The organism is Allohahella sp. A8, assembly GCF_047946665.1.
Classification (GTDB): domain Bacteria; phylum Pseudomonadota; class Gammaproteobacteria; order Pseudomonadales; family Oleiphilaceae; genus Allohahella.
On sequence record NZ_CP172312.1, the window covers coordinates 3,421,196 to 3,433,509 of the forward strand.

Annotated in this window: 13 protein-coding genes; 7 read left to right on the forward strand and 6 right to left on the reverse strand. The window is 56.1% G+C overall.

Features of this window, described 5'->3' with window-relative positions:
- Positions 1 to 85 precede the first annotated feature (85 nt).
- The 4 genes from ACH3PB_RS15305 to ACH3PB_RS15320 are packed head-to-tail and all read left to right on the forward strand — an operon-like array spanning position 86 to position 3,505.
- Complete coding sequence (locus ACH3PB_RS15305) at positions 86 to 1,258, forward strand: AI-2E family transporter (protein WP_416396252.1); 1,173 nt, start codon at positions 86 to 88, stop codon at positions 1,256 to 1,258.
- Between the two features lie 36 nt (positions 1,259 to 1,294).
- Positions 1,295 to 2,326: an amidoligase family protein gene (locus ACH3PB_RS15310; protein WP_416396254.1), complete on the forward strand. Its 1,032-nt coding sequence runs from the start codon at positions 1,295 to 1,297 to the stop codon at positions 2,324 to 2,326.
- Complete coding sequence (locus tag ACH3PB_RS15315) at positions 2,308 to 3,024, forward strand: gamma-glutamyl-gamma-aminobutyrate hydrolase family protein (protein ID WP_416396256.1); 717 nt, start codon at positions 2,308 to 2,310, stop codon at positions 3,022 to 3,024. The genes ACH3PB_RS15310 and ACH3PB_RS15315 overlap by 19 nt, the downstream gene beginning before the upstream one ends.
- The gene (locus tag ACH3PB_RS15320; protein ID WP_416396257.1) at positions 3,017 to 3,505 is read left to right on the forward strand and encodes a YqaA family protein; all 489 of its coding nucleotides are present in this window, start codon (positions 3,017 to 3,019) and stop codon (positions 3,503 to 3,505) included. The genes ACH3PB_RS15315 and ACH3PB_RS15320 overlap by 8 nt, the downstream gene beginning before the upstream one ends.
- A gap of 29 nt (positions 3,506 to 3,534) precedes the next feature.
- Here ACH3PB_RS15320 and ACH3PB_RS15325 read toward each other — a convergent pair whose 3' ends face one another.
- Together ACH3PB_RS15325 and ACH3PB_RS15330 are read right to left on the reverse strand one after the other, a co-directional pair.
- Positions 3,535 to 4,137 carry a hypothetical protein gene (locus tag ACH3PB_RS15325; RefSeq protein WP_416396259.1) on the reverse strand — a complete coding sequence of 201 codons (603 nt, stop codon included), beginning with the start codon at positions 4,135 to 4,137 and terminating at the stop codon, positions 3,535 to 3,537.
- 35 nt (positions 4,138 to 4,172) lie between these two features.
- Complete coding sequence (locus tag ACH3PB_RS15330) at positions 4,173 to 4,703, reverse strand: phage holin family protein (protein WP_416396261.1); 531 nt, start codon at positions 4,701 to 4,703, stop codon at positions 4,173 to 4,175.
- Positions 4,704 to 4,995: 292 nt separating this feature from the next.
- Between ACH3PB_RS15330 and ACH3PB_RS15335 the strand changes: the two genes are divergently transcribed.
- On the forward strand, positions 4,996 to 5,511 hold the full coding sequence (locus tag ACH3PB_RS15335) for a hypothetical protein (RefSeq protein WP_416396262.1): 516 nt from the start codon (positions 4,996 to 4,998) through the stop codon (positions 5,509 to 5,511).
- Between the two features lie 24 nt (positions 5,512 to 5,535).
- Here ACH3PB_RS15335 and ACH3PB_RS15340 read toward each other — a convergent pair whose 3' ends face one another.
- The 4 genes from ACH3PB_RS15340 to ACH3PB_RS15355 all read right to left on the reverse strand — a co-directional run bounded on the left by ACH3PB_RS15340 (position 5,536) and on the right by ACH3PB_RS15355 (position 10,173).
- Complete coding sequence (locus ACH3PB_RS15340; protein ID WP_416396263.1) at positions 5,536 to 5,772, reverse strand: DUF2789 family protein; 237 nt, start codon at positions 5,770 to 5,772, stop codon at positions 5,536 to 5,538.
- A gap of 53 nt (positions 5,773 to 5,825) precedes the next feature.
- Positions 5,826 to 7,289, reverse strand: a complete 1,464-nt coding sequence (locus tag ACH3PB_RS15345) for a dihydrolipoyl dehydrogenase (RefSeq protein WP_416396265.1) — start codon at positions 7,287 to 7,289, stop codon at positions 5,826 to 5,828.
- A 49-nt stretch (positions 7,290 to 7,338) separates the two neighbouring features.
- A complete protein-coding gene (locus ACH3PB_RS15350) occupies positions 7,339 to 9,639 on the reverse strand; it encodes a molybdopterin oxidoreductase family protein (RefSeq protein WP_416396267.1) in 2,301 nt (766 codons plus the stop codon).
- A gap of 99 nt (positions 9,640 to 9,738) precedes the next feature.
- A complete protein-coding gene (locus tag ACH3PB_RS15355; protein ID WP_416396268.1) occupies positions 9,739 to 10,173 on the reverse strand; it encodes a PilZ domain-containing protein in 435 nt (144 codons plus the stop codon).
- A gap of 253 nt (positions 10,174 to 10,426) precedes the next feature.
- Here ACH3PB_RS15355 and ACH3PB_RS15360 point away from each other — a divergent pair, with 253 nt between their 5' ends.
- Both ACH3PB_RS15360 and ACH3PB_RS15365 read left to right on the forward strand, forming a co-directional pair.
- Positions 10,427 to 11,227: an alpha/beta fold hydrolase gene (locus ACH3PB_RS15360; RefSeq protein WP_416396270.1), complete on the forward strand. Its 801-nt coding sequence runs from the start codon at positions 10,427 to 10,429 to the stop codon at positions 11,225 to 11,227.
- Positions 11,217 to 12,314 (forward strand): asparaginase, encoded by a 1,098-nt coding sequence (locus ACH3PB_RS15365; protein ID WP_416396272.1) that lies wholly within the window; start codon positions 11,217 to 11,219, stop codon positions 12,312 to 12,314. The genes ACH3PB_RS15360 and ACH3PB_RS15365 overlap by 11 nt, the downstream gene beginning before the upstream one ends.

Genomic DNA, 12,314 nt, shown 5'->3' on the forward strand with positions numbered 1-12,314 from the left:
TGAACACCTCGCGCTAATACCATACTTCGCTGGAGTCCGGTCTTCTCTGGGCGCCGTATAAGACTGACCATCTGGAGACTGTTGTTTGATACGAACCGAAAAAAGACCAGGCGAGGCCAGCATAGCCCTCGCCGACTGGCAGCAATTGAGCCAATCCTGGCTGCTGACTGCTGCACTGCTGTTGATCATCATTACTGCTGGTACGCACCTGCTCGTTTTCGCGAGCTCCGTGCTTATTCCAATCCTGTTTGGCTTCTATCTATCGGTGCTGCTGTACGCGCCCATGATCTGGTTGAGCAAGGTCTTGATTCCCCAGCCCATCGGCGCGCTCATCCTGGTGCTGGGCGTATTCTGCGCCATGACTGGCGGCGTCTTGCTGTTGAAGGAACCGGCTACAAACTGGATTCGAACGGCCCCGGCGGTACTCGATAAACTCAAATCGCAGACACCCGGACTACAGGAAACGCTGGATGAAATGGAGACCCGCACCAGCGAGGTGGAGAGCATCATGGATCAGGCTCTGCCTTCAGAGGAGAGCAAGCTCGAAGCGGAGACTGTCGTCATCGATCAGCCAAACGATGACTGGCGGGAAAAGATCTTCGCCAGAGTAGCCAGTTTCACCTGGGCTCTCTCCGTCACTCTTATCCTGTGCTATTTCTTCCTGGTGGGTGGCGATGCGCTGGCGCGTAATATCTCGATGACGTTCCATCGTCGTGCGAGGCGAGTGTCGGCGCTGAAGCTGATGCGTAAGCTCCGTAGCAGCCTTGCGCAATACATTTTCGTGACAATGTGTGTCAACCTGTCCTTCGGTGTCGTCATCGGTCTGGTGCTCTGGTTCTTCGGGGCTGAATACGCGATGCTCTGGGGCATTCTTGTTGGCCTGATGCGCTACATCCCCTACGTAGGCAACGTGCTATCACTGATAGCCGTGACGGCGGCAGTGGCTACTGCAAACCTTGAAGTGGGACCACTGATTGCGGCGCCGGCGATCACCGCGGTACTCATGTTCATCTGCGGCAACTTTGTCGATCCAATGGTCCACGCTCGCAAGTTCGAGCTGAACCCGATAGTGATCTTCGGCTCAATCATTTTCTGGAGCTGGATCTGGGGTGTTGCAGGCCTGTTCATTGCCGTACCTACGCTGCTGGTCGTCGCCGTAATTTGTGGGCATGTAGGCAGACTGCAACGATTTCACCTTATTCTGTGCTCGAATAGCGATTTGAAACGTAGACCAGCACACCGACGTAAACAGAAGTGAATATCGTCATCAAGGGAATGGGCAAAGGTAAATGTCATGAACAAGAATGAGCTGAAAGATCCGTCTGAGCGCGAACGCAAACTGAGAACAGTTGGGGAATATCTCATGCCGCCCCATCTTGATAATGCCAAGGGCGAACGTCGAAAGGTCGGTATCGAAGTCGAATTGAGCGGACCCGAAGTCAAGGATCTCGTGGAGCTGGTGGCGCAGGTTTTCAATGGTGATATGGAACGTCTGTCCGATCGTGAGTGGCTGCTCCACAGCGAGGACTACGGTACCTTCACCGTAGAAGTGGACTCCCAGCTGCTCAAGCGGATTGCTCGGGAGTATGAAGACTCTGGCAATATGATCGATGAGCTGACGTCCAACACCCTGGGGTCGATCACCAAGGGTTGGGTGCCCTGCGAGATCGTAACACCGCCACTACCCATCGACGAGATTGATCGAATGGATCAACTCATCGACTTGGTCAGGGAACGGGGCGGCAAAGGGACCAAGGACTCTATCTGGAACGCTTTTGGCCTCCACTTCAATCCGGAGATAGCAGCGCTGGATGCCGACACCATCTTGCGCCATCTGCAGGCCTACGTGTGCGTTCACGACTGGCTGGTGGAGCATGGTGACGTCGATTTCAGCCGCCGTGTCACACCCTATATCAATCCTTTCGAAAGCGATTATGTCGAATTCATCCTGCGAGAAGACTACAAGCCGGACATGGATGCGCTGATCGACGATTATATACGCTTCAATCCAACCCGAAATCGCGCGCTGGACATGCTCCCCATGTTCATGCACATCGACGAAGAGCGTGTGAAACATTCAATTGCCGATCCATTGGTGAAGCCGAGACCTACCTTCCATTACCGGCTGCCCAATTGCGATATCGACAATCCGCAGTGGGGACTGTGGGAGCCCTGGAACGACTGGGTGATGGTTGAGTCACTGGCTGCAGATCCAGCCAGATTGCGCGAGGCCTGCGATGCCTATCTCAAGCATCTTGACAGTTTCACGCCAGACTTCATAAAACCATGGAAGGAGCAGGTTGTTAAATGGCTCGACGCCCAATAATCGCAGTAACTGGCCCCGACACCCGGTATCCAATTGCCTGGTGGGCCACCTCGATCTGTCTGAGGCTGCTTGGCGCCAGCCCCGTCAGACTCACCCCACGGCACCCAGCTGCCGTAGACCAGTTCGACGGGGTGATCATTGGCGGCGGCGACGATATCGACCCGCAGCTCTATGGTGACAATGAGTCTGAGCTGGCGAAAATCGATACTCAGCGTGATGCGTTCGAAGTGGAAATGATTCGACAGGCCATTGAACGCAAGACGCCCCTGATGGGCATCTGCCGCGGCATGCAGCTTATTAACGTGGTCCTGGGTGGCACACTGTTTCCGGATATTCGCCCCATGCGGGCGATTACGTCCAATCGCCGCACACCATTTCCACTGAAGACAGCCCTGATACAGCCGAAGTCACGGCTCGGTCGAATCATCGACGTGCACGCCTACGAAAACAGGATTCGCATCAACAGCCTGCATCACCAGGCCATTGACCAGCTCGGCAATCAACTTGAAGTTGCCGGTCGCGACCTGGACCAGTTGATTCAGGCTGTCGAATCGAACGCGGACCAGTTCATCATTGGTGTGCAGTGGCATCCGGAATACCTGCCCTACCTCCGACCGCATCGCCGCCTGTTCAGGAATCTGATCAGCTCTGCCGCTGAATTTCGACTAGGTCGTGAGGACCTCGTTACCAGTGTATGATTCGTTCGTTGCCACACTGAGCAATCTGTCGGAAAGCCTGACCACCGGCTCATTGATTGGTGATTATGGCTTGCTCTGGTTGGGTGCTTTTGCCGCAGCAACCATTCTGCCATTCTACTCCGAACTGCTTCTGCTGAAGATGCTGACGGCCTACCCCGACCATTGGCTGGGCCTGACGCTGATGGCCACCTTTGGCAATACCATGGGCGCTTGCGTGAACTGGTGGCTGGGGAAGTACATGCTGCATTACCAGGATCGTCGCTGGTTCCCGCTCAAGGAAAAGCATTTGAAACCAGCTCAACGCTGGTTCGAGAAGTATGGTAAATGGACGCTTCTGCTGTCCTGGAGCCCATTGGGAGGTGATGCCATCACACTCGTGGCTGGCATCATGAAAGTGAAGTTCTGGGAGTTCTACTGCCTGACCTTTGCCGGTAAGGCCGTTCGCTATTTTGCGATAGCTTTACTACTACCCGCCCCCTGACTCGAGGACGGGATAGGTCGACACGCTGCTTATTCGACCGGCTCAACTTCACGTCGCGAGTAGGCCACGTAGCCACCTACGGCAACGCCAATGCCAGCAGCGAGCGCTGCACCCTTGAACATCTTGTCCATATGATCGTCATCGCTCGTGCGATTCGGCCCGTTCACGCTCGAGTAGGATGGCACGTAATGATGCTCATTCTTCAGCTGACGCCTTATTTCGGACTGATCCATTGCCATATCAGGATCAAAGTTCGAGTCAGCATCCCCCCGATCCACCGACGAAGCACGATGCGCCCTCAATTGACCATCGCCAACTGAACTTGAGCCACCATTATTGGCGTCCAGATAGCCCTTGGCGAGGAGTGCCAATCCGAAGCAGGTGAGCGCTGTCCCAAGCGGATTCTCCCGAGCGATATTACCGAACTCCCTCACAAACGACCCGCTTTGGCCAGTCAGCAGCTCCCGCCCCCGCTCTACCAGGTGCTCTGCTATATAATCTGGCTGAACGCGGCGCTCCAACTCGCCCAAATTGGCATCGATGGCCGAGCGCTTTCGGGCAATATGCTCCCGGAGTTCCTCTATGGACGCAGTTTCCGGATCGAAATTTTCATGGTCGAATTGATCATTCATTCAGCTTCTCCTTGTCTTGTTTTTGCAATGACCAATCAGTTCACGTGATCGGCGAGCATATTCTTGTCTTTCCTGAGCGTCTCAGCAGTCGCGTCTGGCTTCAGATTCTTTGGCGATGCCAGGCTCTTGGCCCAGAAGACCAATATCAGTCCAACAAGGGTCACCACGCCACCGACAATCAACGAAGACATCCAGAACGGCATAGTGAGTGCCAGACCGTAAGTCGCTGACTGCATAAGGAACAGCGTACCGGCAAAGAGCGTGATTCCCGCAACGATCACTGCGATGATGCTCTTCTTTACGTCGGAAACGGCCTGGAGACCTTCCTTTTTAGCCAGCGTAATCTCGTCGACCAGCAAAGCCGTCGCATCTGTACTCAGGGTTCGTACCAAATCGACTGGATTGAGATGTCTCATATAGTCGTAGTCCTTACCGTCATTCGATTTGACGGCAGAATGAGCCGCACGCTCATCCACGGATCCGCGGTCACGATTGTCGCCGAAAAGATCACGACGAGCGTTTTGAGCAGATTCAGTTCTCGAAGTCTCATCTGAAACAGCGGTCATAACTCTATTCTCCAAATTGTCTGAATTATTTTGAAAGACGAGCAGGTGCTATACCAGCAAATAGTAAGCAGTATTCGAGCCAACTATAACGGCTTAATAATCAATAGCTTATTATGGAGCAGTTTATATTTGTGGAGATGAGCGGCGGAAACTGCCGTGGTAACGTGTAGAAAATACAAACTCTGCGCGTTCAGTGTGGCTTTTCCCCTGCACTACAACCGGAATCTCTCACGTAATTACCTTGAGACAGCAAGCAGTTAGCCCAAAACAACAGCGACAAGAGGTATTGAGAATGACGAACAAGATCTATGCGGTGGTAAACACGCTTGATGACGCCAAACCGGTCGTCGCTACACTACGTGATGCAGGTTTCAGCGAGGACCACATCGGCGTCGTTTGCAAGAATGAGAGCGTGGCAGAGAGTGAACTTCCGGAAGCTGACCTTACCCAGACCAGCCAGGTTGGCGATTCGGCCAAACGGGGTGCTGCTGTGGGTGGTGCGACAGGTCTCTTGGCGGGACTGGCCGCTGTGGCTTTTCCACCAGCAGGCATTGCTTTGGGTGGAGCGGCATTGGCTGGCATTACAGCCGCAGGTGCCGGCGTGGGCACCTGGTCCGCCACCATGATCGGCGTCAGTGAGCAGAGCCCCGTGCTGGAAGAGGTGAACTCCGCCGTGGAGGCTGGCAAGGTGCTCATCATGGCTGAGGGCGAGTCGGGCGACGATGACTCGGCACTCAAGCGCGTGCTGAGGCAGATCGAGACGAATCATTCCGCCGCACTGCAGTCCAGCGGTTTTATAGAAGCCTGATTGGCAGCCTCAGTCGCCCTGAATTCAGCCCCGTAGCCGGGTGCTGAGTTCGTCCATTGCAACAACCCATTCTGCATCGTCCAGCCAGGCCTGACTGAGAAATGCTGCCTGCGACTTATTCCAGAATTCCGCATCGGCGAGTTTCAGATTCTTGTCCAAGGGTCGTTTTTCTCTGATCCAGGCATCAATAGCGGCATCGCTGCTGTCGAGCCCCAACTGTTCGAACAGTCCGTTAATCGTGTGATGAGTGGAAGTATCCATGGTCGGCAGTCCTTGTGGTTTTGGCTAAAGAATATGTGACTACTACGTTGAACTCACGAGCCTGGCCCGCAGTCAATATGCTCTTCTATGACAACAGTCGGCCCTGAGAGCAGCTCGCGATCAAGCGCCCTGAGCGCTGTTCTGAGAATCTCCTCCAGGGTCGGATGGTAAAATGGCAGGTCCAGCATGGCGTCCACCGTCATGCCCTGTTGGAGCACCCATGCCAGTGTATGCGCGAGATGCTCTGCTGATGGACCAAATATCTCTGCACCGAGGAACTTTGCACTGCCGAAGGCGCCGTAGACGATGAGCTCGCCCCTGTTCCTCCCGAGCACCCGCGACCGCCCCTGATTTTCAAAGGAAGCCCTGCCAACGGCATAGCCATTTGGCGCGAGGTGATCGAATTCACTCTTCCAATGGCCGACTCGGGCGATCTGTGGGTCGCAAAACACGATGGCGAGCGGCGTACGCCGTTTGCCTGCACGCACCGTTGGCCATGATGCGGCGTTACGACCAGCGATGCGGCCCATATCCGCAGCTTCATGCAAGAGAGGAATGTCGGTGCTGGCATCGCCCACAATGAAGATATGCTTTTGAGATGTCTGCATCGTGTAGCGGCAGAAAATCGGCTGACCTCGATCATCAAGCTCGATGCCAGCCGCGGCGGGATTCAGCACATCCATCGCTGGACGGCGTCCCGTTGCGGCCAGCACATACTCAAAAGTCTCGGTCTTTTCAGCCGCAGATTCATCCTCCTGAAAGCTGATAGCCACGCCACCATCCACTCGCTTGAGATCGCTCACGTTCGCGCTCGGATGCAGCTTCAGGCCGGCCTCGATGAAAACCTTTTGAGCCGTGCGCCTGATTTGCTCGTCCTCGATACCGCCGATGCCACCACCGCGGCCAAAGATCCTCACGCGGACACCAAGGCGATGCAGGGCCTGCCCCAGCTCGAGCCCGATGATGCCGGCACCGAATACAGCGACTGACGCCGGCAGTGTATCCAGTTCGAATACGTGCTCAGTGGTAATGAGCCGATCTGCTGCTGGCCGCAGCATGTCAGGGATAAAGGGGGCGGCACCGATGGCTATAATGAACCGCTGGGCACGTATGACGACTGGCTCCGAGGGCTGGCCCTCGGGCTTGACCTGAACCGTATTGGCATCGATGAAGCTGGCTTGACCCAGAACTTTGTGCGCTTCGGGAAAATCCACCATCGATTCCAGCACGGAAGACACGAAACGGTCACGTTCGCTTCGCACACGCTGCATGACAGCACGGCCATCCACCTTGTAATTGACATCCCGCAGGCCGAACAGTGGGCTGGCATCCACTGCATGCGCGGCCTCTGCCGCGGCGATGAGCAACTTACTTGGCATGCAACCATTTCGGGCGCAGGTCGTACCGTATGCCCCGGCTTCAATGAGACGAACAGAATCTGTTTCGGTGACCACACGACGATAGGCGGAGAGGCCCGCAGTACCAGCGCCGATGACTACCACATCTACTTCTTCCATCGCATCACACTCCTGGTTTGGGGACGGCTGCGGTGCCCCATCCGGGACCCTAAGCCGCTCTCACCCGCCTTTTTTGAACGGGTGTCAAAGTTACGGGCACAGCGTTCAGAACTGCTGTGCCGCACAGGGGATCAACCTGCATTTCATCGGTCAGATCATTCACGCTGACGCCGGCGTGTGCCTGCGCGGTCTGCTGCGAGATCCCTGGCCTGGCGTGACCCCAGCCATGGGGAATGCTGACTACCCCAGGCATGATGCCCTCAGTCACTTCCGCAGGAATTTCAACCCGGCCGACGGCAGAAGTAACTGTCACGTTCTGCCCGTCTTCCACGCCGAGCCGAGCTGCATCTTCCGGATGAATCATGACCGTACAGCGGTTCTTACCCTTTACCAGGCGAAAGCTGTTGTGCATCCAGCTATTGTTGCTACGCACGTGACGTCTCCCAATCAACAGGAAGCCGTTATCCAGTTTCTTTCCAGCCTGTGCTTCATAAGACTTGATGAGTTCTGCCACGCGAGGCAGATCCTGCAGATAGAGTCTGGGGGCGAGGCGGATCTTCTTGCCCTTGGTATAGAGGCGTTCCGGCAAACACGGCCTGAGGGGTCCGAGATCCAGCCCGTGTGGTTCATTACGAAGTCTGCTGAGCGAAAGATTCTTTTCCGCATTCTGACCAGCACGCAATAGTGGGCCTATCTCCAGCAATTTCCGCAGTGGAGTCCGTTTGCCAAGGATGGATATGAGCTTGCCTGCCGTCTTGCCCCAGAGCTTGCTGCCTGGCGGCAAACGGCCATAGGGGCCCAATTGCAGGAAGAGATCAACCATGCCATCCGGAGTCAGCTTGTGCATGAATTCGAAGCGCGCCTTCGCCGCAATCGAGCTGATAAGATCCCGCGACTCCAGACGACGCGCAAGATTCAGAAAAATCTCCCAGTCATGCTGACTCCCGTCTGCGGGTTTGAATACTGGACCGGCGTACTTGGTGATATTCCGAACCGCAAGCATCGGAAATATCACGTCGATGTGGCTTCGCTCAAGCGGACCCGTCGGCGGCAGAATGATATCCGCATGTCGCGACGTTTCAGTCACATACATATCGATGCTTACCATGAAATCGAGATTGGCGAGCGCCTTGTCGAGTTGCTGGCCATTTGGCGAAGACAAGACCGGGTTGCCGGCGATCATCACCATGGCGCGAATACGCTTGTCACCGGCATCGGTGATTTCTTCCGCCATGGTCGAGGAAGGCAGCTCGCCGCCAAACTCCGGCAGCTGCCGCACCACAGACTGATATTTATCGAAATGCCCGCTCTGGCCGGCCAGTGCGCCGAAAGACACCATGTCGACGGCTGGCAGCGTAAACATCATGCCGCCGCGACGATCAAAATGTCCGGTCACAATGTTGAGGCAGTAGACGAGCCAGGTGCACAACGCCCCATAGGCCTGAACACTGGTGCCGAGCCTGGAGTAGAGAACGGCCTCCGGCGTGGTGGCGAATTCTCGTGCGAGCGTTCGGATGGTGCTGGCGTGCACCCCGGTCGGGCCTTCGACGATCTCGGGCGCGTAGCTGTGGCAGGCCAGCTTCAGCAGGTCCAGATCTTCGATATGCTTCTCCAGATGCCCGGTGTTCACCAGGTTCTCTGCGAAAATCACGTTCAGCATGGCCAACAGGAAGAGTACATCGGTACCCGGCTTGATAAAGACGTGCTCCGAGGCGAGCGACGATGTCTCGGTGCTTCGAGGATCGATGGTGACCACTCGACCGCCCTTGGCCAATATGGCCTTCAGGCGATGCGGCATACCAGGCGCCGTCATCAGGCTGCCGTTGGATGCAGCCGGGTTGCCGCCTATACAGATGAACAGGTCCGTGCGATCGATATCCGGGACAGGAAACAGTGCCTGGTGCCCGAACATTTTCAGGTTGGCCAGCATATGAGGCAGCTGGTCAAGCGAAGTGGCCGAGAAACGCTTGCGCGTTTTCAGTGCTCGCAGCAGGGGCAGCGAGAAGAGAATGTTGCCGTGATTATGGACGTTAGGATTACCGAGATATACACCCAGGGCCTTGCTGCCATGTTGATCGCTGATTCGATTGAGGCGTTTTGCAACTTCATCGTAAGCGGCGTCCCAGCTCATTTTTTCCCAGCCAGATGCCGTTCGACGAACAGGGTGACGAAGTCGATCAGGATCCTGCTGGAGATCCTGGAGGGCGATGGCCTTGGGGCAGATGTACCCCTTGCTGAACGAGTCCTGATCGTCGCCCTTGATACTGACGACCTTGTCGCCTTCGGTCTCGATCTTGATTCCGCACATGGCTTCGCAGAGTGTGCAGGTTCTGAAATGGGTGTCTGACATGAGGCTTTCCTGGGCTAACGTATTGTTCGTATCGCCACAGGTTATCCCGCAATGCGCCTACTCGGCAATGTACTATCGTGACAGTCTGGCTTGGCTGGATCAGCTCTCCGGACTGTTCCGCTGTTGAATCCGCTTGGCTACGCTCTGAGCCCGCTCAACGAGTTCCTCGATGCGCATCAACTGTGCCTGTAATGATTCGCTGCCCTGGCCTTTCTGTGTCGCATCGAACTCGATGCCATACCGGTACTGGCGGCCGACTGTCTTCACATGGCGGATGGTGCCGCTGAGTTTCGGGATCATGACGGAGCCCATTTCCATGACCAGCTCCAGACTGAGCAGAATCGACGCGCCTTCCTTCATTCCCTCAGGCGAAACAATCGAAACACCTTGATGGTTGAAGTCCTGGCTGGACACTTCATCCCAGGACTCACCAAAGAGACCACGCTTGGTTCGCAGTTTCGTTCTCAGCTCTGCAGAAGGATAGCGGTAGGTTCTACGGCGCTCTTGCCCCTCAGTTGGCGGTACCTGACTCAACTCGATCTCCTTCGTCAATTATCTTGTCTACGCCCTGCGGCGGGTTCAGGTTCAGAGAGCGCGTGAACCACTCGGTCGACTGCCGTACCGATCATCCGACCACTCGGCGAAGCAATAGGCAGACTGCACTCAATGTTATAGTCTCTGTACCGATAGTCGTCTAATTGGCGGAAGGCGATCTCAAGCAGAATGTGATGTGGCGCACCTTCTTTTTAGACGCCGTTATAACTAAACGCGCAGGAAACCCTGGTTCATGTCGATCACACTGAATTCCCGCAGGCTTGGCGACCCGCAATCGCCCCACCTGCTCATGGCCCACGGCCTGTTTGGCTCGCACGAAAATCTCATGGCCGCGGCGCGCATTCTAGGTGAGCATTACTGCATCCATCTGCTCGACTTGCGCAACCATGGTCAGTCGCCCCACTGTGAAACCATGAGCTATCCGGAAATGGCTGATGATGTGATGCAGTACATGGACGAGCAGGGGCTGTCCTCGACGTTCGTACTGGGTCACTCCATGGGCGGAAAAGTCATGATGCAGTTGGCTCTTGATCATCCTGAGCGGGTTGCTGCACTGGTCGTGGCAGATATTTCACCAGTCACTTACCCGCCGCATCACAACGCCATTCTGGATGGGCTGAAGGCGATGGTTCTGAGCGACATCGGCAGCAGACGGGACGCTGACGCCGCATTAAGCAGCTTTGAGCCGAATCCCGCAGTTCGCCAGTTTCTGCTGAAGAACCTACAGCGCCGCGACCATGATGACGACGAACGCACGCCTACACGCTATATATGGCGGCTGAATCTCGATGCGATAGTACGCTCCTACGATCTGTTGGCAGAAGCCCCTGTATTTGAAGTGGCTTATAAGGGACCCACTCTGTTCATCAAGGGCGGCGACTCAGCCTATATCCAGAAGAAACATCAGGAGACCATCATGACCATGTTTCCGAAAGCCCAAGTCCGTATCATGCCCGGCACCAACCACTGGTTACACGCCGAGAAGCCGGACCTGTTCAGCGGCATCGTGAGGCGCTTTCTCGATGAGCTCTGAGACGCTGCCAATCGGGCTACTCTATACCGGCGGCACCATCGGGATGGACCTTGGGCCTAAGGGCCTGACCATCACCTCGGATGCCGCCGAGTTTGAGGCAAGGCTACGGTCAAGGCTGCCAGCAGACTGCCCGGCCTTCAGCAGACTGGATGCTGAAATTCCTCTAATGGATAGCAGCAATGCACAGCCCGCAGACTGGCTGTTACTGGCGCGGCTCATTTACCAGCATCGCGAACGCTTTTCCGGCTTCCTGGTGTTGACCGGCACAGATACCATGGCCTACACCGCCTCTGCCTTGAGCTTCCTACTACATGGCCTGGACCTTCCAGTCGTGCTGACTGGTGCGCAGAAGCCACTCGGGAACGCACGGAACCTTGAAGAGCCAGGCGATGCCGTCTCAAATGTCAGCGGGGCGCTCAAGTTCTGTAGGGCCCTGGCGAACAGGCCCTCGCCCAATGCCTTGGTAAGCTGCGTGTTCCTGGCCTTCGACGGCCTCCTGTTTCGAGGCAACTGCGCGCGCAAGGTCGATTCTCGGCGCTTTCATGCCTTCGATAGCCCCAATCTACGACCGGTTGCTTGCCAGACGGGGGATCAGCTCCGCCTGGACGAGAAACTGCTGTATCGGGCCAGCGGAGTGGAGGCGACCGGACCATCGCTTGAGCAGCGGCTTCAGGCCCTAGACGCTTGTGCAAACTGGAATACTGCCACTGTGGCGAGCTGCTTTCTGCTGCCGGGCGCCGCAGCACGACAGCTGGAAACCGCCGTCTGGTCTGGTTGTCGGGCCCTGCTCCTTTTCAGCTTCGGCTTTGGCAACGTACCTTCGGAAATTAAGTCACTGTCAAACCACCTGGCCACGCTGAAACAGCAGGGGATACTCATGCTGAACACCACCCAATGTCTGTCGGGCGGCGTCGGTGGCGGCTACGAGGCCGGTCAGGCGCTGCAAGGCCTCGGCGTTCGGTCGGCAGGACTGATGACCCCGGAGGCCGCATTCACGAAATTGCACCTTCTGGCTAATCTGCCACAGCTCTACCCACCTACCATGCTTGACACAGATTTGTGCGGTGAACAGAACGTAGCGGTTTAA